We start from the raw sequence: 20,549 nt of genomic DNA, 5'->3' as shown, positions 1-20,549 counted from the left end.
TTTTGTATCTGCTCGGATCATTGGACAGATTTCAAACTTTTCTTTCAAATCCGTTTCAGTTAAGATAAAAGGAGAGTGAACAAATCCATTCACTGAGTGACTAGCCGAGAGGGCTTTATAGGAGGAGTACGATGTTATTAGGTTCACATGTCAGTATGAGCGGTAAAAAGATGTTACTAGGTGCAGCAGAAGAAGCAGCCAGCTATGGTGCTTCTACTTTTATGATCTATACAGGCGCACCACAAAATACCCGTAGAAAACCAATTGAAGAAATGAATATTGAAGCTGGAAAACAATATATGGAAGAAAATGGACTGAAAAATATAGTGGTCCATGCACCGTATATCATTAATTTAGGAAATACAACGAAACCAGAAATGTTTCCTTTTGCTGTACAGTTTTTAAGAGAAGAAATCGTTCGAGCGGAAGCATTAGGAGCAACTCAGATCACATTGCACCCAGGCGCACATGTCGGTGCTGGAGCAGAGGCAGGGATCGCAAGGATCATTGAAGGGCTAAATGAAGTCTTGACGAAAGAACAGACCGCACAAATCGCCTTAGAGACAATGGCAGGAAAAGGTACAGAGATCGGCAGAACGTTCGAAGAGTTGGCACAGATCATTGATGGGGTAAGATTGAATGAAAAGCTATCAGTGACCTTTGACACGTGCCACACGAACGATGCCGGCTATGATGTAGCGAATGATTTTTATGGCGTCATTGAAACGTTTGATAAAGTGATTGGTTTAGATCGCTTGAAAGTATTACACATCAATGATTCCAAAAATCCACAAGGTTCACATAAAGACCGCCACGCCAATATCGGCTTTGGTACGATCGGTTTTGATGCATTAAATAAAATCGTCCATGAACCAATGTTCAAAGATGTTTCAAAGATTCTTGAAACACCATACGTCGGAAAAGATAAAAAATTGGCTTATGCCCCTTATGGGAAAGAAATCGCGATGTTCAAAGCTGAAACCTTTGATCCAGAAGTATTTCCAGAATTATTAGTAGATGTAGAAGCCTGAATAATCTGTAAAGGTTATTAGATAAAGAAAAAAGCCTAGATCACAAAAATATGTAAAAATATTTTTTGTTCATCTAAGCTTTTTTTGTTTAGTTTAAAACCTTTGATCAAGACAACTCTTGTAAACGTTGTTCATAGCGTTTATTTCCCTTATAAAGATCAACGATCGTCCAAGCGAGTAAGGCGAGAACTGCAACGATGATGATGTAAGCGATCCGATCAGCAAGGACGATTGACGCAGTGGAAGCTTGATCGCCAAAGAAAGCTTCGATTTGTCCTGGGAGTCCGCGCAAGTTTAAATACGTCAAACTGATGACAGAAAACCAACCAAGTATTTTGACGATCAGTGAATTTTTGAAACGGGCACCCATTTCTGCTTGGCTGTTGGTCATCATCAATAAAGGAATCATTGAAAAAGGCAAGGCAAAAGCTAAGAATACTTGGGACTCATTCATTAGATTATTAAGTGCTGTATGTTCTTCGATCGTGCCTTTGGAGCTAGTGAACAAGACACAAAGTAGTACTGGAATGACGGACAATAGTCGAGTGACTAAACGGCGTAACCAGATCGGCATGCGCATATGGATGAAGCCTTCCATAATGACTTGTCCAGTCAATGTACCGGTAATCGTTGAATTTTGACCAGAAGCAAGCAGTGCTACTGCAAATAAGGTTGATAAAATGCCTGATTTTGCTACGGCGATCAAGACGCCGTTACTCATCGCAGATGGATCGGAAAGTGCTTCATACAAACCAAAGAAAGAGGGATCTTGAACTGCACCAGTTTTAAAGACGGCAACCCCCATGATCAATAGAAGTGCATTGACAACGAAAGCCATCGTTAATTGAATATTGGAATCCCATGTCGAGAAACGCACCGCTCTTGCAATATCTTCTGGATCTTTTCGATCGATCTCGCGGGTTTGGGAAACAGCAGAGTGCAAATAGAGATTGTGAGGCATCACAGTTGCACCAATGATCCCTAAAGCTCCAGTCAATGGGGTCTCTCCACCGATTTTTGGTTCTTCAGCAAATGTTTGGCTATTAGGAATAAAGCCTTTGAATAGACTGCTCCAATCAGGGTTTGAAAGCGCCACTTGGTAGACAAAGACAAATAGGATAACGAAAATCAAACAGACGACTAACGCTTCGATTTTACGAAAACCGATCTTTGTCAAAAGAAGCAAGACAAAGACATCCAAGACGGTAATAAAGACAGCAATTGCCAAAGGAATATCAAATAATAAATATAGAGCGATCGCTGCACCAATGACTTCAGCGATATCTGTCGCCATGATCGCTAATTCGGTCAAGATCCAAAGAATGACCCCTAGCGTTTTACTCGTACGAGCACGAATCGCCTGTGCCAGATCCATTTGGCTGACGATCCCAAGCTTGGCAGCCATATATTGTAGTAACATAGCAATCAAGCTGGACATCAGAATAACTGACATCAATAAGTATTGGAAATTTTGGCCACCGGTGATCGATGTTGACCAATTACCTGGGTCCATATAGCCGACTGCTACGAGTGCACCAGGTCCGGAATAGGCAAGTAAGGTGCGGAAGAAACTTTTTCCTTTTGGTACTTTGACCGTACCGTTTACTTCTGAAAGGGATAACCCATTAGTGTGTTCAATCCATTTATGTTTATTCTCGTGATTATTCAAATGAAAACCACCCTTCTATTTCTTTTCGAATTCATTCTACACCCAGAGACGAAAAAATAAAAGAAAAAAATTCGGCTAACCTAAAAATTAAATGTGGCTTACTTTCTAAATGGGTGTTTTTGTATAATCATGAAATAAAAATGACTTTTTTTACATATTCTTAAGAAAACGCCTTTCTTTTTTTTGTAAGTTTTAGTAAAATGAATCATTGAGAGCAATTAGGAAAAGGAAAGGAGAGATTTACATGGTATCAAACGGAATCGTTGTACTTATTGCAGTTATTGCATTGTTAATCGGCGCAGTCGGTGGATTCTTTCTTGCGCGTAAATATATGAAAGATTACTTAGAAAAAAATCCTCCCGTTAATGAGGAAATGTTAAGATCAATGATGATGTCTATGGGGCAAAAACCATCTGAAAAGAAAATTCGTCAGATGATGCAACAAATGAAGAACCAAGGGAAGAAGTAGGTTCTTATTCGACAACATCAAAAAGCGGGCTGATTGATTTCAGCTCGCTTTTTTCTTTTTCTCAATTTGAGAAAAGCGCATTCATGCCGATCAATGATTATTTTTTTATAAATTGTATGACGATCATATTTTTTCGATTGTGATCAACGATATCTGAGGATGCAATTCAACCTCGGAAATAAATGAAATTTTTAGGAGTTAGAAGGAGGAAATATATGTCGATTTTCAGAAAATTGGGTTGGTTTTTTAAACAAGAGAAAAAGCACTATTTGATTGGCGTATTTTCTTTGTTCGCGGTGGCAATAGTGCAGTTGATCCCACCTAAAGTCATCGGGATCATTATCGATGAAATCGCCGATCAAAATATCTCGATGCAAATCATTGCATTGTGGATAGGTGTATTGATCATTGCAGCTTTTTTGCAATATCTTTTTCGCTATATTTGGCGAATGAACATTTGGGGCAGTGCAGCTAGGCTTGAAAAAGAATTACGCCAGCGTCTATTTGCTCATTTTACGCGAATGGATAGTTTGTTCTATCAAAAATACCGGACGGGTGATTTGATGGCTCATGCAACGAATGATTTGAACGCGATTCAAAATGTGGCTGGTGCAGGAATTTTAACATTTGCAGATTCAGTGATCACTGGAGGAACGACGATCATTGCGATGGTTCTATTCGTTGATTGGCGGTTAACTTTGATTGCATTGATCCCATTACCATTATTAGCGGTTACTTCAAGGATCTTAGGCTCAAAATTACATGATGCGTTTCGTGATTCACAAGAAGCCTTTTCAAGTATCAACGATAAAACACAAGAAAGTATCACAGGTATCAAAGTCATCAAAACATTTGGCCAAGAAAAACAAGACTTGGAAGATTTCCAAGAAAAGATCGATGATGCCATTGAGAAAAATAAGCGAGTAAACTTTTTAGATGCGCTTTTTGATCCATTCATCACATTGATCATTGGCTTGTCATATGTGGCGACAATTATTTTAGGTGGACGTTATGTCTTGGATGGTACGATCTCAATTGGGCAGATGGTTTCCTTTATCAGTTATATCGGTATGCTTGTCTGGCCGATGTTTGCGATTGGACGTCTGTTCAATGTACTAGAGAGAGGGAATGCTTCATATGATCGTGTCAATGAACTATTGCATGAGAAAACACATATCGTCGAAAAAGTAGGAGCAGAAATGACACCAGCAAAAGGTGAGTTGAATGTGGCAATCACACAATTTACCTATCCAGACGATGAACAGCCAGCATTAGAACACATCAAATTTGCGATCAATGAAGGTGATACGTTAGGTATCGTTGGTAAAACAGGTGCCGGTAAGACGACGATCATCAAATTATTGATGCGTGAGTATGACCATTACCAAGGAGAAATCAAGTTTGGTGGACGAACGATCAAGGAATACTCATTGGATGCCTTATTGCGCTCGATTGGTTACGTGCCGCAAGATCATTTCTTGTTTTCGATGACGATCCTAGACAATATTCGCTTTTCCAATCCACAGAAATCACCAGAAGAAGTGGAAGAAGCAGCGGAATTGGCGTATATCAATAAAGAGATCAAAGGATTGCCGGAAGGATACCAGACGATGGTCGGAGAGCGTGGCGTCTCCTTGTCTGGTGGACAGAAGCAACGGTTGTCGATTGCTCGTGCATTGATCCAAAGTCCTGAATTATTGATTTTAGACGACGCATTGTCCGCTGTCGACGCAAAAACAGAAGAAGCAATCTTACGTAACCTTAAAGCAGAACGGAAAAACAAAACAACGATCATTGCTGCCCATCGTTTAAGTAGTGTCATGCACGCCAATGAAATCATCGTCATCGATCATGGTCGGATCGTTGAACGTGGCACGCATCACGAGTTGTTAGCTCTTGATGGTTGGTACGAACAAATGTGGCAGAAACAACAATTAGAAGCAAAAATTGAAGGAGGTGAAAAACAGTTGAGTTAAATATATATAAATCTATAAATACATTATTCATACTATCGATATGCAGTATAATCCTATCAAGGTTAAGATTGTGACAATGTGTACGATAGAAGAATTTAGAAAACAACTAGGTGTGACCCCATAAACGTTGAGAAGTTGGAATAAAAAAAGAGAGTTAAAATCTGTCCATGCCTCACAATGTGTACTCGTAATTGAACTTAACTCAGATTATCACCGTTTCAATCGCCGATTATAAGGTAAAAGAGCGAACAAAGCGAAGAAAAATGATTAAGGAATTGATGGAAAATGATACGAGCCAAGAAAGTCAGACTACGACCAACTAAGGAACAAGAAAAACAGTTGTGGCAATCAAGTGGAACAGCTCGCTGGATTTTTAACTGGACACTAAAGATACAAGAAATGAATCATCGATTTGGCGGAAAATTTATCGCCAATAATGATTTACGAAAGTATATTACTAAAATCAAAAAACGTCCTAAGTATGCTTGGCTGAACGATGTTTCCAATAATATTGCGAAACAGGCAGTAAAAGATGCTTGCGATGCCTACAAAAAATGGTTTGGTGGTAGGACAGGAAAAAGTCGTTTAAAGGCTGAAAAGCCAAGGTTGAAGTCAAGGAAGAAGACGAAACCAGCTTTTTATAATGACAACATTAAGCTGAAAGTGAAGTCAAAATCAGTTTTACTTGAAAAAATTGGCTGGGTAAAAACTAGCGAACAAATCCCAAGGAATACAAAGTATTTTAATCCACGAGTTAGTTTTGATGGAAAGTACTGGTATGTTTCAGTGGGGATTGAAAAAGAGAAGCCGGAACAGAACTTAACAGGCGAAATATTGGGAATTGACCTCGGTATCAAAGACTTAGCAACTGTTTCTAATGGAAGAGTCTACAAAAATATTAATAAAACAAAAAAAGTGAAAAAGATTGAGAAACGACTACGTCGGTTACAGCGTACAGTTTCTCGAAAATACGAATTGAATAAGGAGGGAAACCGATTTGTCAAAACGTGTAACATCTATAAATTAGAAAAGGAAATTCGGTATATACATCGAAGACTAGCGAATATTCGTCAGAACTACATCCATCAAACAACGACAGAGATCGTGAAAACCAAGCCATCGAAAATCGTTGTCGAGACATTGAATGTAAAAGGAATGATGAAAAATAAGCATTTAGCGAAATCAGTTGCACAACAAAAGTTCTATGAGTTCAAACGTCAACTTCAATATAAATGTGAAGATTATGGGATTGAACTAATAGAAGCACATAAATTCTATCCGAGTTCTAAACTATGTCACAAGTGCGGACATAAGAAGGTGAACTTAAAATTATCAGATCGTATTTATCATTGTGATAAATGCCAATATACAGCAGATAGAGATTATAATGCAAGTTTGAATTTAGCTAGTTACTGTGCGTAATCTACGAACTTCTACCGAAACGAAAAACATAGAATAAGTAGGATTCGTTGTTTCCGAATTTACGCCTGTGGAGTGTTAGAACAAACGAGAGTAGCGAGCAATGGGCAAAATCGGGCACGGAGAAACAGGAAACAAACATCAATCTGACAACTTTTATTGTTGGTTAGAGATATTTATAGATTTTTGGCAACGGTGGCGAATAATGGAAGATAAATATCAGTCGGAATGGTCAAAATCCATGACCTATAAAGAACAAGCTTCGATCATTAAACGATTGATGCAATTTGCTAAACCCTTTCGCTCGACATTCATCATTGCGATTTTATTTGCTTTAGTATTATCAGTCATCAATGTGCTATTGCCAAGGATCATCCAAACATTCATGGATGAGTATCTAGCGAAGCAGTCAGCAACGACACAAGTCATCCTTTTCTTTGCAGGGCTTTATCTATTTGGGGTCATTGTCAAAAGTATCATCTGGTTTTTCCAATGGTATCTATATTCGATGGCGTCATTGAAGACCTACCAACATATCCGTGTAAAGTTGTTTGAGAAACTGCATACACTAGGAATGCGGTACTTTGACCAAACGCCAGCTGGATCGACTGTTTCTCGTGTGACCAATGACACAGAAACACTGTTTGAATTTTGGTATGTCTTTCTGATGGTTTTAACAGGAATTTTTGCCGTGATTTCTTCATTTATTGCGATGTTTCAAATCAATCAAAAAATCGCGCTATGGTGTCTGATCTTTTTACCGATTTTAGGAGTAGTGATTTGGTATTATCAAAAATTCAGTTCAAGGATTTATCGAAATATGCGTGAGCGCTTGAGTCAATTGAACACAAAACTAAATGAATCGATTTCTGGGATGCGGATCATCCAACAATTTCGACAAGAATCGCGTTTAGCAAAAGAATTTGAGGAAGTCAATGAAGAGTATCTAGCGACTCGCTATGCCATGATCAAGACAAATTCGATTCTTTTGAGTCCAATCATCAGTTTTTTATATGCTTTAGCAATTGCCTTGACTTTGACGTTGTTCGGACTCGATGCGTTACATTCACCAGTTGAAGTCGGTTTGATCTTTGCCTTCACCACCTATGTTCAAGGATTCTTTAATCCGATGTCGCAAATGATGGACTTCTTGAGTGTCTTTACGGACGGAACAGTCGCAGGAAGTCGTATCTTGAAAATCATGGATACGGAAGAATATGCACCACAGCAAAAGGAAGCAGCGGATCGAACGATCACTGCTGGAAAAATCGAATTTCGTAATGTCAGTTTCTCTTATGATGGAAAAAATAATGTATTGAACAATATTTCATTTGTTGCTAATCCAGGAGAAACTGTCGCATTAGTCGGACATACAGGAAGTGGGAAAAGTTCGATCATCAATGTGTTGATGCGTTTTTATGAGTTTTACGAAGGGCAGATCTTGATTGATGACCATGACATTCGTGAATATCCAATCGCTGAATTACGCAATAAAATGGGTCTAGTATTACAGGATGCGTTCTTATTTTATGGGGATATCGCTGGAAACATCCGCATGATGAATCCAGAGATCACAGACGAACAAATACGTGAAGCCGCTGAGTTTGTCCAAGCGAATCAGTTCATCGAAGAATTGCCGAAAGGGTATCATTCAAAAGTAATTGAAAGAGGGGCAAGCTATTCAAGTGGGCAACGCCAATTGATCACGTTTGCCAGAACGATTGTAACGGATCCTAAAATCTTAGTTCTGGATGAGGCGACGGCGAATATCGACACAGAAACAGAAGTGTTGATCCAAGAAGGACTTGCGAAGATGCGTCAAGGTCGGACAACGATTGCTATCGCCCATCGTCTGTCAACGATCCGTGATGCAGAGTTGATCCTCGTATTAGATAAAGGACATATCGTGGAGCGCGGGAATCATGAAACACTTTTAGCTGAAGAAGGGCTATATTCAGATATGTACAAATTACAAAGTGAGTAACAGGGAAGAATAAAGGCATCTGTTTTTGAAACACTTGTATCGTAAGCCGTGATAAAAATAGTTAGCCTCAACTCATAAGACTTGAATCCCCAAAAACGTGCCAACTTTTGGGGATCAAGGCTTTTTTTTATGACTTGATTGCTAGCGGTGTGATTCAAATCAAAAAAGTCAATCGGCTATTCTTACTGTCTGGTTACTGGCTGTTCTAGGGGAGTGGTAGTTTCCATGTTAACGTGAAAGAATTTTTTTTAGAAATATAGGAATAATACAAAAGAAAGCGTTGACATTTTAAAATTGTTTCGCTACTATGAAGAAAAGAACATACTGTTGGATAGTGATTGCATCACGCAAGCTAAACCTAATCAGTCACCATGAATCGATTCCATGGCTGACTTTTTGGGTTTTTTTGTTTTTTTAGGAGTGACAATCATAGAAAGGGGATATTATGCGGATTGAAAAAATTCTAAATAATAATGTCGTTGTCACAAGGGACAAATTAAATCGAGAAATGATCGTTATGGGAAAAGGGTTGGCGTTCAAAAAAAAGATCGGTGATGCCATTTTAGAAGCGGGTGTAGATAAGGAATTTCACTTGACGGATGATCGACTGTCTAAACATTTTCAAAAATTAGCGGAGGATATCCCGATGGAATACCTCGAACTCTCCTACGAGATCATCGAGTATACGAAAGAAAAATTGGATGTGACATTGAATGAATCCATTTATATTTCCTTGACCGATCATTTGTACAATGCGATCAAACGTTATAAAACCGGCGTGGGGTTACCGAATGTTTTATTATATGATATCAAGCAATTATTTCCGAGAGAATACCAAATAGGTAAAAAAACGATTGAAAGAGTCCATCATAAATATGGATTTGATTTATCCGAAAATGAAGCTGGATTCATTGCCCTTCATTTAGTCAATGCACAATCAGAACAAGATAGTATGAACAATATGTACCAGTTTACGAAAACCATTCAAGATATTTTGAATATCGTTCGCTATTATTATCAAACACCCTTTGATGAAGAATCGATTTATTTTTTCCGATTTGTCACGCATCTTCGTTTTTTTCTTAGCCGTGTGATGAACACGTCCCTTACCCAAGAAGGTGAGGTCGAGGAAGAATTGATCCAGATGATCCAGCGAAAATACCAAACGGCTTCTGGCTGCGTGGACAAAATCGCTTTATTCTTACAGGAAACATTTAATTATCATATGTCAGACGATGAAATTGTCTACTTAACGATCCATCTGGCTCGTTTGGCAGATAATAATCATTTAAAAAATCATTAAAAGGAGGGCCGTGGGTTCAACGAATGGGTACCAAAGGATAGTGACATTGAGTTGGCTAAACCTTCAATCAAACAATTGGAGGAAAAGAACATGGGAAAATACCAAGATTTAGCAAAAGAAATCGTGAAATATGTTGGCGGAAAAGAAAATATCAGTAGTTTGACGCACTGTGTGACTCGCTTGCGTTTTCGGTTAAAAGACGAAAGTAAAGCAGCTGATGAGACACTGAAGAATATGGATGGTGTCGTGACCGTCATGAAAAGCGGTGGACAATACCAAGTAGTCATCGGTAATCATGTCCCAGACGTATATGCAGATGTCTTGAGTGTAGCAGGGATTTCAGAAGATGCGGAATTAGCCCCTGCGAAAGGCAATATATTTAATCGTTTGATCGATATTTTAAGTGGTTGTTTCCAGCCCTTCTTAGGAGCTTTAGCAGCTGCCGGGATGGTCAAAGGATTGAATGCATTATTTATCTTTTTAGGATTCTATGAGCAGACTTCCGGAACTTATATCATGTTAAATGGGATCGGTGATTCGATCTTTTATTTCATGCCAGTTATTTTAGGGTATACAGCAGCTAAAAAATTCAAATTGAATCCAATGGTCGGCATCGTCATCGGTGCAGCCCTTGTCTATCCGACCGTGCAAGGTCCCGCATTACAAAGTACTTTTGAAGCAGCCAATCAAGGTGCTGCAGCGCCGCTTAGCCTTTTAGGATTACCCGCATATGAAAGTTTCTTGGGTATTCCCTGGGTAGGAGCTTCTTATACATCAAGTGTCATTCCTGTCATCTTTATCATTGCTTTTGCCGGACAAGTCCAAAAATTTGCGAAGAAGATCGTTCCAACAGTTGTCCAAACATTTGTTGTTCCTTTTATGGTCTTATTGATTGCTCTACCGATCGGCTTTTTGGTGATTGGCCCAATCGTTAGCTTGTTAACAGAGTGGTTGAGTGCAGGTTTCCAAGCATTGATGGATTTTTCACCAGCATTATATGGTGGGGTTCTAGGCTTCTTCTGGCAAGTATTAGTTATCTTCGGTCTACATTGGAGTATCATCCCTTTGGCGATCATGCAGTTGGCACAAAATGGCTCAAGTCAAATGCTTGTAGGTGTTTTTGGGGCAAGTTTTGCACAAACCGCCGTGGTATTAGCAATGTACTTCAAGTTTAAAGACAAGAAAATGAAAGCCTTATGTATGCCTGCCTTTATCTCAGGAATCTTTGGTGTGACAGAACCAGCCATCTATGGAATCACTCTACCTAAAAAGACCCCGTTCATTTATTCAATGATTGGTGGGGCAATCTCTGGTATCTATTTGATGATGAGTGGTACGACAAGTTATACAATGGGTGGCTTGGGCATCTTCGGAGTGGTCAACTTCATTAGTGGTAGCGATGCCAGTGGCATGTACAATGCCTTTATCGGTATCGCAATTGCAGCAACGATTGGCTTTACTTTGACTTTCTTGTTCTGGAAAGATACCGAAGAAGTAGTACCTGAGAAAAAAGAAAGTAAAATCAAAGAAATCGTCAAAACACCGATCCAAGGTGGTATTGCATCTTTAAGCGAAGCAAAAGACCAAGCATTTGCTAAAGGCGCGTTAGGACGAGGAATCTTGATCTATCCAGAAAAAGGGGAAGTCGTTGCACCATTCGATGGGACAGTGATGACGTTATTTCCTTCAAAACATGCGATTGGTTTAGTTTCTGAAAGTGGATTAGAACTGTTGATTCATGTTGGGTTAGACACTGTACAATTGGAAGGGAAACATTTTGAGTCTTTTGTGAAACAAGGGGATAAAGTGAAACAAGGAGACGTCTTATTGCGATTTGATATCAATGCGATCGAAAGTGAAGGCTATAGTGTAGAAACCCCTGTCATTATTACCAATTCAGCAGATTACCTCGATATCGTCGAGAATCAATCGAAGATCGTGACGAATGGGGATGAGTTGATCACAGCGTTGACTTGATGAGTTCAAAGCCTTTTAGATCAAGGTTTTAGAAAGTTAGCTTAGTGTTAAAAAGTATTTTTCCACAGGAGAATGTTTCTAAGTACCTGATTCCAAAAAAAGTCGTAACATCCGAGGGTTTCCTCTCATATTTTGGATGTTACGGCTTATTTTCTTAGAAGTTCAGCTATTTAATTAGAGAATGAATTTCAAGGAGCAACTTTGTTCTGAACGAATCTTTCTGATCGTTCCCGCTATAAAAGTAGACTAATCGCCATCTTCGATTGAATCGGTAAATAGTTCTTCTTTCATAATGGATGAACTGATCTGCCGTGTATCGACTTTTTGCCCGACTTCGATCAAATAATCGAGGTTCTCACGATAATGTTCAGCAAAGACACAACTATATAACACATCCAACAAATAGGAGATCGACGTATTGATCGTGAAACTACTGATTTTTGAGTACAATCGTTCACGTGTTGTCAGGCGCAATACCACATCGCTCGCTGTGGACAAACTGGACTCACCGATGCTCGTCAACGATAAAATCGGAACATTTTTTTCTTTTAAAATTTCAGCAGTCCGAAGCATCATCTGATTTTCTCCCGTATAAGAGATCAAGATCGCACAGTTTTCAGGCTGACAATTGTAGGCATCGTAATAGGACTCGCCAGATGTGGGCACGATGGTCACTTCTTGTTTGATCCGATTCATTTTCAATTTGAATGATTGAGCAATCAATGTGTTGGTATCACTCGAAAATAATACGATTTTATTGGATCGCAGCAGAAGTTGCTTTGCTTGTTGGAGATCGTCGTGCATCAACAAGGATAACGTATCTTGGATCGTCATACGTTCAAGTGCCGCAATCCGATTAGCGATCGTCATGATGCCTTCATTTTCGGAAAAAGGGAGATTGGCGTCCACTTCTTGAAAGTTTCCTTGTAGATATTCTGTTTCAGCAATGAACGCATCTCTAAAATCCACCCATCCGTGAAAACCCATTTTTTTGGCGATCCGAATCAAAGTAGAAGGATGGACATAGCAAGTTTCAGCAATTTGTTGAATCGTTCGATCGGCCAGAGTTGTTTCATTGGCTTGGAGAAAACGGATGACTTCGCTTTCTGAAGGTGAAAAGTTGATTTGTTTAAGCTTTTCCTTTAATAGCATAATTCGCTCCTCTTTTTTACGTTTTTAGTTAAAAATATGTAAAATAATTGTAAACGGTATTATTTAGTGTGTCAATGAAACAAAAAAAAGAGAAGTAATACCTTTACTCGTTTATTTTGATTAAAAAATTAGGTTTTATTTGGACTTTCTCATTATTTTTCTTTTTGTTATGCGCAATAAATTTACAAAAAAATGCAAGAATATCGATCATTTTGTAAATGGTTATTCAAATTGATCAAAAAGTATTGTGACTTTTATTTACAAAAATGATAATAGAGTTGTAAAAAATACGAAGGAGTGAGTGTATGAATCAAGGAATCAAGATCGCGACAATTGGTGGCGGAAGTAGTTACACACCGGAACTAATGGAAGGATTCATCAAACGTTACGATGAATTGCCGATTCGTGAAATCTGGTTAGTCGATATCGAAGCTGGGCGTGAAAAACTAGCGATCGTCAGTGAAATGGCCCAACGGATGTGGGATGCTTCTCCATATGACGTGAAAATCTATGCCACCTTAGATCGCGAAGAAGCATTGAAAGATGCGGACTTTGTCACTACACAATTTCGGGTCGGTCAATTGGATGCTCGTGTTAAAGACGAACGCATTCCAGCGTACTACGGCATGTTAGGCCAAGAAACCAATGGAGCTGGGGGAATGTTCAAAGCATTTCGTACGATCCCAGTCATTTTAGCAGTAGTTGAAGACATGAAACGCCTCTGTCCGAACGCTTGGTTGATCAATTTCGCGAATCCAAGCGGTATGGTGACTGAAGCAGTCGTTCGTTATGGGAAATGGGACAAAGTGATTGGATTGTGCAATGTACCAGTAATGGCAATGATGACAGAGCCAGTCATGATCAGTGAAAAGAAAGAAGAGTTGATTTATAAATTTGCTGGGCTGAACCATTTCCATTGGCACAAAGTAGCGGATGCAAAAGGAAATGATCGTACAGAAGATTTGATCGAACAACTTTATGCGGAAGATAACGGGTTGCCAAAAAACATATTCGATGTGCCATTCTTTAGAGAACAACTCGATCAGATGAAAATGATTCCTTGTGGCTATCACCGCTATTACTATCGTGAAGAAGAAATGTTGGAGCATGCGTTGGAAGAATACCACACGATCGGAACGCGAGCACAACAAGTCAAACAAACAGAAGCGGAATTGTTTGAGCTATACAAAGATCCACAACTCGATCATAAACCAGAACAATTACAACAACGAGGCGGTGCCTATTATTCGGATGCTGCGTGTGAAACGATTGCTTCGATCTATGGCAATAAAGAAACTCAAATCGTTGTCTCAACGAAAAACAATGGGGCAGTGCCTGATCTACCAGCAGACTGTGTCGTTGAAGTAACAGCGTATGTAGGCGCGCAAGGAGCAAGAAGTGTTGCTTTTGGTTCATTACCTACAGCAGAACGTGGCTGGTTACAAGTGATGAAAAATATGGAGTTGTTGACGATCGAAGCAGCTGTCACAGGTGATTACGGGACGGCGTTACAAGCATTTACGATCAACCCATTAGTTCGTTCTGGTAAAACAGCAAAACGTATGATGGATGAATTATTTATTGCTCATCAAGAGTATTTACCACAATTTAAAGAAGCCATCGATCGCTTAACAGCAGAAGGCATCGAAGTGCAAGATGAATTAGCAAGAGAATTGTCAGAAAAACGTGTAGTGGAAGGAGTATAACAACGATGGGATTTAGAAAAGACTTTTTATGGGGTGGCGCAACAGCTGCCAATCAATGTGAAGGTGGATACGACGAAGGAGGGCGCGGCTTAGCCAACGTAGATGTCGTGCCGATTGGTCCAGATCGTTTTCCAGTGATTACCGGTCAACAAAAAATGTTTGAGTTTGATGACGAACATTTTTATCCAGCAAAAGAAGCGATCGATATGTACCATCACTATAAAGAAGATATTGCCTTATTTGCAGAAATGGGCTTTAAAACCTACCGTCTATCGATTGCCTGGAGCCGTATTTTTCCATTAGGTGATGAGAAAGAGCCAAACGAAGAAGGGTTGAAATTCTATGAAGATGTCTTTAAAGAATGTCAAAAGTATGGGATCGAACCCTTAGTAACGATCACTCATTTTGACTGCCCGATGCATCTAGTCAAAGAATATGGGGCATGGCGTTCGCGTGAATTAGTCGGATTTTATGAAAACCTTTGTCACGTGATCTTTAATCGTTACAAAGGATTAGTAAAATACTGGTTGACCTTTAATGAAATCAACATGATTTTACATGCACCGTTCATGGGGGCTGGCTTGTATTTTGAAGAAGGCGACAATGTAGAGCAAGTCAAATATCAAGCAGCTCATCATGAGTTACTAGCGAGTGCGATTGCCACAAAAATCGCGCATGAAGTCGACCCTGAGAATAAAGTCGGCTGTATGTTAGCTGCGGGAGCTTATTATCCTTATTCATGTAAACCAGAAGATGTCTGGGCTTCACGCCAAGCAGACCGTGAAAACTACTTCTTTATCGATGTGCAGTCAAGAGGAGAATACCCAGCATATGCACTAAAAGAAATGGAACGCCAAGGCATCGAGATCAAAATGGAACCAGGAGACTTAGAGTTATTGAAACAACATACTGTTGATTTTATTTCATTCTCTTATTATTCTTCTCGTGTTTCAACAACCGATCCAAAACTATTAGAACAAACCGCAGGAAATATCTTTGAATCAACGAAAAACCCTTATTTAGAAGCAAGTGAATGGGGCTGGCAAATTGACCCATTAGGTTTACGGGTAACCTTGAATGATATTTATGATCGTTATCAAAAACCATTGTTTATTGTCGAAAATGGTTTGGGCGCGGTAGATACTCCGGATGAGAATGGCTATGTGGAAGATGACTATCGCATTTCATATCTTGCTTCACACATCCAAGCGATGAAAGATGCAGTCGAATTAGATGGTGTTGATCTTTTAGGTTATACGACTTGGGGATGTATCGATCTAGTTTCTGCTGGAACTGGTGAAATGAAGAAACGCTATGGTTTTATCTACGTTGATCGTGACAATGAAGGCAATGGTACATTGAAACGAACAAAGAAAAAATCATTTGATTGGTATAAACAAGTGATTGCTTCGAATGGTGAAAATCTAGCGAACAAATAGGATAGAATAAGAATGTCTATTGTTTTTGTCTATCGATTTCGAGTATAATATATCTATTCGAAACTCGTAGGCAGAACAATAGACTTTTTGTGTGATTGGCTGTAAAGTAGGCTTACTTGATTTTAAAACGGAGGAATCTACATATGTATGATGTAATCGTAATTGGTGCAGGACCTGCTGGCATGACCGCTGCTTTGTATGCTTCAAGATCAAACTTATCAGTAGCGATGATCGAACAAGGGGCACCTGGTGGGCAAATGAACAACACCGCAGAAGTAGAAAATTATCCTGGATTTGATTCGATCATGGGGCCAGACCTTGCGTATAAAATGTATGAAGGTGTTTCACGATTTGGAACTGAAAATGTCTACGGTATCGTCCAAGATATCAAAGATCATGGCAACTATAAAGAAGTCATCTGTGAAGACAAAAGTTACGAAGCGAAAACAGTCATCATTGCAACTGGTTGTATCCATCGTAAACTAGGAGTACTAGGCGAAGAAGAATATGCTGGACGTGGCGTTTCTTATTGCGCGGTTTGTGACGGTGCATTTTTCCGTAATAAACGCTTAGTCGTGATCGGTGGTGGCGATTCTGCGGTAGAAGAAGCTGTGTATTTGACACAATTTGCTTCAGAAGTCGTTATCGTTCATCGTCGTGATGAGCTAAGAGCGCAAAAAATCATCCAAGATCGCGCATTTGCGAACAAAAAAATCTCATTTGTTTGGGATACGATCACTGATGAGATCATCGGAAATGATATGGTCGTTACTGGTGTCAAAGGGCACAACGCAAAAACAGGGGAAGAAATCGAATTAGCAGCTGACGGTGTGTTCATCTACGTTGGACTAGATCCATTAACTGAACCTTTCCGCAAAGCTGGACTCACGAATGCTGCTGGCTGGATCCCAACAGATCAAGATATGCGTACGAATATGCCTGGTGTGTTTGCTATTGGCGATGTACGAGAAAAAGATTTACGCCAAATCACCACAGCAGTAGGCGATGGCGGGATTGCTGGACAACAAGTGTATAAATACTTGGAAGCTTTAGAAGAAACGCCAAACGCTCAAGGATAACTAATGATGTGGAAAGAGAAAAGGACGATGAGGAATGTCATCGTCCTTTTTCTTATGCTTTGCTATCTAAATAGAGAATGCTATACTAAGAAAGGAACATATTTTTAGAAAGAGGTGTCAGCTTCATGTCTTGGAAACAAGTTTACGAGCAATGGGCAACTGAAGAATCATTAGAAGAAAATTTAAAAAAACAATTAAAAGAATTAAGTGAAAATCCTGAAAAATTAGAAGATGCGTTCTACGCACCTTTGGAATTTGGTACAGCAGGAATGCGCGGGATCTTAGGACCTGGAATCAATCGAATGAACATCTATACTGTACGTCAAGCAACAGAAGGGCTTGCACAATTTATGGATGAACAAGGAGCAGAAACAAAAAAACGTGGGGTAGCGATTGCTTATGATTCACGTCATCAATCGCCAGAATTTGCGATGGAAGCGGCAAAAACTTTAGCGCAACATGGTATTCCATCTTTTGTATTTGAAAGCTTACGACCAACCCCGGAGCTTTCATTTGCGGTTCGTCATCTTAACGCATTTGCTGGGATCATGGTTACAGCTTCTCATAATCCAGCGGCATATAATGGCTATAAAGTCTATGGCGAAGATGGTGGACAAATGCCGCCTGCTGATGCAGACGCATTGACAAAATATGTACGAAACATCAGCAATCCATTAAAAGTAGAAGTTTTAGCAGAAGAACATGCAAAAAATAGTGATTTGATCACGATCATCGGCGAAGAAATCGACCAAGCGTACTTGGAAGAAATCAAAGCAGTGACAATCAATCATGAATTAGTAGAAACATTAGGGAAAGAATTGAAGCTAGTCTTCACGCCGTTACACGGAACAGGCAAAATGTTAGGCGAGCGTGCGTTGACTCAAGCTGGATTTGAACAATTTGTCTTGGTTCCTGAGCAAGCAGTCGCTGACCCAGACTTCACCACAGTCAAATCACCAAATCCAGAAGAACACTCTGCTTTTGAATATGCAATCCGTTTAGGCGAAAAAGAAGGCGCAGATCTATTGATTGCTACGGATCCAGATGCCGATCGTCTAGGTGCAGCTGTACGCTTGCCAGACGGTTCATACAAAGTATTGACAGGAAATCAAATCGGCGCTTTGCTTGTCCAATATATCCTGGAAGCGCACCAAGAAAAAGGAACACTACCAGAAAATGCGGCGGTCTTGAAATCAATCGTTTCAAGTGAACTACCGACAGCAATCGCTAGACATTATGGTGTAGAAATGATGAACGTTTTGACTGGCTTCAAATTTATTGCTGAAAAAATCCAACAATTCGAAGAAACCAAGGCGCATACATTCATGTTTGGTTTTGAAGAAAGCTACGGTTATTTAGTCAAACCATTCGTTCGCGATAAAGACGCGATTCAAGCACTATTATTATTAGCAGAAGTTGCTGCATTTTATAAAAAACAAGGTAAGACCCTTTATGATGGGTTACAATCGATTTTTGAAACGTATGGCTATTATGCAGAAAAAACAATTTCAGTCACAATGAGTGGTCAAGAAGGTTCAGCGAAAATTGCTGCACTGATGGAGAAATTCAGAAAAGATGCACCAACTGAATTTGCCGGAGAAAAAGTTTTACAAACAGAAGATTTCAAGGCACTGACAAAAACAGATGCTCAAGGAAATGTAGAAAAACTAACGACTCCACCTTCAGATGTATTGAAATATACACTAGAAGAAGACGGTTGGATCGCGATCCGTCCTTCTGGAACGGAACCAAAAATCAAATTTTATATTGGTGTCAAAGGTGATTCAAACGAAGCAGCACAAGAAAAAATTGCTGCACTTGAAGCTAGCATCAAATCAATGACAGAAGAATAAACAGTTGAGACTGACGAAAAAAGTGGTACACTTTAGTAGTCAGTCTTTTTTTGGAGGTGAATCGTTTGTCGGGGAATCAAAACATTAAAGTAGAAAAAGTGAGTCAATTATTCAAGGTATTAAGTGATCCGACACGTTTGAATATTTTACTTTATTTAAAAGATGGAGAAAAAAATGTGACGTCGATCAGTCAATCTGTTCAAATGGAACAATCGGCTGTATCTCATCAATTACGGTTGTTACGTGAAAACCACGTGGTGAAATCACGACGTGAAGGAAAAACGATCCTTTACAGTTTGGATGACTTTCATGTATTAGATATTTTAGAACAAACGATCAAGCATGTAGAGCATCAAAAAAGCTAACTAAAGTCATTAAAAAAGGATTTGAAAGTGTCTGGGACATCGGTCCTCTTGTACCACCTAAAACCGAATAAACGGCGGGAACAGAAGTAACCACTTCGGAAATAAGGCGCCATCCACAAAAATTTGAAGAACAATTTTCGTGGATGGCGCCTTATTTCTCGAGGTTGAACACTTCTGTTACGACCTCGATCAACTCCTATTTTTATCATTTAAAAAGATAATAAAAAGCTATTTCTCTTCCGAAGTTTCTGTGCCGTAATAGCTATGGTCTTCCAGCTCTAACTCATTCAATATCAATGATGCTGTTTCTTCAATGGAAAGAGAAGCAACATTGATGACGACACACCCTAATTTTTCATAAAGTTCATTGGCAAATTCCAATTCTGCACGAATTTTTTCGATATCGGAGTACGCAGTATCTGGATTCAGGCCATATGAACGCATGCGTTCTTTACGAATGTTATTTAAAATATCAGGGTTATTTGTTAATCCAACAATCTTCTTCGGATCGATTTCCCACAATTGTTTAGGGATATGTGCTTGAGGTATCAGTGGGAGATTTGCTACTTTTAAATTTTTATTGGCTAAAAACAAACTTAACGGTGTTTTAGAAGTTCTGGAAACACCAAGTAAGACGACATCGGCTTCCAAAAAACCTCGAGGATCTTTTCCGTCGTCATATTTCACCGCAAACTCCATCGCTTTGATTCGTTTGAAATAATTTTCATTCAATAAGTGAAGTGCCCCTGGTTGACGTGTCGGTTTGATGCCAGTCAAGCGCTCGATTTCTGCAATTGGCGGGGTTAATACATCAAAGCTGTATAATTTGTTTTTTTGACAAAAGTCATTTGTTAAATCCACCAATTCTTGGTTGATCAATGTATGGAGAACTAATGCTTGTTCTGACAATGCATCATTTAGTGCGCGTTGCAACGTCTCTGGATCAGTCACAAAAGTTCGTCGAAATAAACTAAATTCGATGGATGGATATTGCGCCATTGTGGCTTGGGCTAATTTTGTTGCTGTTTCACCTGCAGAGTCTGAAATGACAAAAAAGGTGACGACTTCATTTGATTCGGCAGTCATAAATAAAAAACCTCGCTTGCTTTTTTTTTAGGTTTATTATA

Annotated in this window: 15 protein-coding genes; 12 read left to right on the top strand and 3 right to left on the bottom strand. The window is 39.4% G+C overall.

The genetic code is table 11. The features are described from left to right. Positions 1–131 precede the first annotated feature (131 nt). Positions 132–1,031 carry a deoxyribonuclease IV gene (locus IGI79_RS09600; RefSeq protein ID WP_438845906.1) on the top strand — a complete coding sequence of 300 codons (900 nt, stop codon included), beginning with the start codon at positions 132–134 and terminating at the stop codon, positions 1,029–1,031. A 106-nt stretch (positions 1,032–1,137) separates the two neighbouring features. Here IGI79_RS09600 and IGI79_RS09595 read toward each other — a convergent pair whose 3' ends face one another. After that, entirely contained in the window at positions 1,138–2,700 is a 1,563-nt protein-coding gene (locus tag IGI79_RS09595) for an Nramp family divalent metal transporter (RefSeq protein WP_019723117.1), read from the bottom strand. Positions 2,701–2,944: 244 nt separating this feature from the next. On the opposite strand from IGI79_RS09595, the gene IGI79_RS09590 reads away from it, so the two are divergent. The 6 genes from IGI79_RS09590 to IGI79_RS09565 all read left to right on the top strand — a co-directional run bounded on the left by IGI79_RS09590 (position 2,945) and on the right by IGI79_RS09565 (position 11,828). Then, positions 2,945–3,169, top strand: a complete 225-nt coding sequence (locus IGI79_RS09590) for a YneF family protein (RefSeq protein WP_010734944.1) — start codon at positions 2,945–2,947, stop codon at positions 3,167–3,169. 215 nt (positions 3,170–3,384) lie between these two features. Next, positions 3,385–5,145, top strand: coding sequence for an ABC transporter ATP-binding protein (locus IGI79_RS09585; RefSeq protein WP_438845905.1), 1,761 nt, complete (start codon positions 3,385–3,387; stop codon positions 5,143–5,145). A 285-nt stretch (positions 5,146–5,430) separates the two neighbouring features. Further along, on the top strand, positions 5,431–6,567 hold the full coding sequence (locus IGI79_RS09580; protein WP_438845904.1) for an RNA-guided endonuclease InsQ/TnpB family protein: 1,137 nt from the start codon (positions 5,431–5,433) through the stop codon (positions 6,565–6,567). A 202-nt stretch (positions 6,568–6,769) separates the two neighbouring features. After that, entirely contained in the window at positions 6,770–8,548 is a 1,779-nt protein-coding gene (locus tag IGI79_RS09575; RefSeq protein WP_438845903.1) for an ABC transporter ATP-binding protein, read from the top strand. Between the two features lie 445 nt (positions 8,549–8,993). After that, positions 8,994–9,851 carry a BglG family transcription antiterminator LicT gene (gene licT, locus IGI79_RS09570; RefSeq protein ID WP_104776169.1) on the top strand — a complete coding sequence of 286 codons (858 nt, stop codon included), beginning with the start codon at positions 8,994–8,996 and terminating at the stop codon, positions 9,849–9,851. 90 nt (positions 9,852–9,941) lie between these two features. Then, a complete protein-coding gene (locus IGI79_RS09565; RefSeq protein ID WP_438845902.1) occupies positions 9,942–11,828 on the top strand; it encodes a beta-glucoside-specific PTS transporter subunit IIABC in 1,887 nt (628 codons plus the stop codon). Between the two features lie 246 nt (positions 11,829–12,074). On the opposite strand, the gene IGI79_RS09560 is transcribed toward IGI79_RS09565, so the two are convergent. Continuing rightward, positions 12,075–12,980: a MurR/RpiR family transcriptional regulator gene (locus IGI79_RS09560; RefSeq protein ID WP_023520007.1), complete on the bottom strand. Its 906-nt coding sequence runs from the start codon at positions 12,978–12,980 to the stop codon at positions 12,075–12,077. 305 nt (positions 12,981–13,285) lie between these two features. Between IGI79_RS09560 and IGI79_RS09555 the strand changes: the two genes are divergently transcribed. The 5 genes from IGI79_RS09555 (at position 13,286) to IGI79_RS09535 (ending at position 19,422) form a co-directional block, all read left to right on the top strand. Then, positions 13,286–14,686, top strand: coding sequence for a 6-phospho-beta-glucosidase (locus IGI79_RS09555; protein WP_019724139.1), 1,401 nt, complete (start codon positions 13,286–13,288; stop codon positions 14,684–14,686). 5 nt (positions 14,687–14,691) lie between these two features. Further along, positions 14,692–16,125 carry a 6-phospho-beta-glucosidase gene (locus IGI79_RS09550; protein ID WP_019724140.1) on the top strand — a complete coding sequence of 478 codons (1,434 nt, stop codon included), beginning with the start codon at positions 14,692–14,694 and terminating at the stop codon, positions 16,123–16,125. 143 nt (positions 16,126–16,268) lie between these two features. Then, positions 16,269–17,204: a thioredoxin-disulfide reductase gene (gene trxB, locus IGI79_RS09545; RefSeq protein WP_438845901.1), complete on the top strand. Its 936-nt coding sequence runs from the start codon at positions 16,269–16,271 to the stop codon at positions 17,202–17,204. A gap of 125 nt (positions 17,205–17,329) precedes the next feature. Then, complete coding sequence (locus IGI79_RS09540; RefSeq protein ID WP_438845900.1) at positions 17,330–19,057, top strand: phospho-sugar mutase; 1,728 nt, start codon at positions 17,330–17,332, stop codon at positions 19,055–19,057. A 65-nt stretch (positions 19,058–19,122) separates the two neighbouring features. Beyond that, positions 19,123–19,422 (top strand): ArsR/SmtB family transcription factor, encoded by a 300-nt coding sequence (locus IGI79_RS09535; protein WP_010734954.1) that lies wholly within the window; start codon positions 19,123–19,125, stop codon positions 19,420–19,422. 228 nt (positions 19,423–19,650) lie between these two features. Here the strand turns inward: IGI79_RS09535 and IGI79_RS09530 are convergent, their stop codons facing one another. Continuing rightward, positions 19,651–20,508: a pyruvate, water dikinase regulatory protein gene (locus IGI79_RS09530; protein WP_065095734.1), complete on the bottom strand. Its 858-nt coding sequence runs from the start codon at positions 20,506–20,508 to the stop codon at positions 19,651–19,653. Positions 20,509–20,549 lie beyond the last annotated feature (41 nt).

Origin of the sequence: Enterococcus sp. AZ084 (genome assembly GCF_051714905.1) — a bacterium.
In the GTDB taxonomy this organism is placed as follows: domain Bacteria; phylum Bacillota; class Bacilli; order Lactobacillales; family Enterococcaceae; genus Enterococcus_B; species Enterococcus_B pernyi.
Note: the sequence above shows the minus strand (reverse complement) of the source record. Positions and strands in the feature narration are given on the sequence as shown.

What these genes read in the sequence shown, in the direction of transcription:
- IGI79_RS09600 (WP_438845906.1), top strand. Translation starts at nt 132, where the DNA reads ATGTTATTAGGTTCACATGTCAGTATGAGCGGTAAAAAGATGTTACTA.
- IGI79_RS09590 (WP_010734944.1), top strand. Translation starts at nt 2,945, where the DNA reads ATGGTATCAAACGGAATCGTTGTACTTATTGCAGTTATTGCATTGTTA.
- IGI79_RS09585 (WP_438845905.1), top strand. Translation starts at nt 3,385, where the DNA reads ATGTCGATTTTCAGAAAATTGGGTTGGTTTTTTAAACAAGAGAAAAAG.
- IGI79_RS09580 (WP_438845904.1), top strand. Translation starts at nt 5,431, where the DNA reads ATGATACGAGCCAAGAAAGTCAGACTACGACCAACTAAGGAACAAGAA.
- IGI79_RS09575 (WP_438845903.1), top strand. Translation starts at nt 6,770, where the DNA reads ATGGAAGATAAATATCAGTCGGAATGGTCAAAATCCATGACCTATAAA.
- licT (WP_104776169.1), top strand. Translation starts at nt 8,994, where the DNA reads ATGCGGATTGAAAAAATTCTAAATAATAATGTCGTTGTCACAAGGGAC.
- IGI79_RS09565 (WP_438845902.1), top strand. Translation starts at nt 9,942, where the DNA reads ATGGGAAAATACCAAGATTTAGCAAAAGAAATCGTGAAATATGTTGGC.
- IGI79_RS09560 (WP_023520007.1), bottom strand. Translation starts at nt 12,980, where the DNA reads ATGCTATTAAAGGAAAAGCTTAAACAAATCAACTTTTCACCTTCAGAA.
- IGI79_RS09555 (WP_019724139.1), top strand. Translation starts at nt 13,286, where the DNA reads ATGAATCAAGGAATCAAGATCGCGACAATTGGTGGCGGAAGTAGTTAC.
- IGI79_RS09550 (WP_019724140.1), top strand. Translation starts at nt 14,692, where the DNA reads ATGGGATTTAGAAAAGACTTTTTATGGGGTGGCGCAACAGCTGCCAAT.
- trxB (WP_438845901.1), top strand. Translation starts at nt 16,269, where the DNA reads ATGTATGATGTAATCGTAATTGGTGCAGGACCTGCTGGCATGACCGCT.
- IGI79_RS09540 (WP_438845900.1), top strand. Translation starts at nt 17,330, where the DNA reads ATGTCTTGGAAACAAGTTTACGAGCAATGGGCAACTGAAGAATCATTA.
- IGI79_RS09530 (WP_065095734.1), bottom strand. Translation starts at nt 20,508, where the DNA reads ATGACTGCCGAATCAAATGAAGTCGTCACCTTTTTTGTCATTTCAGAC.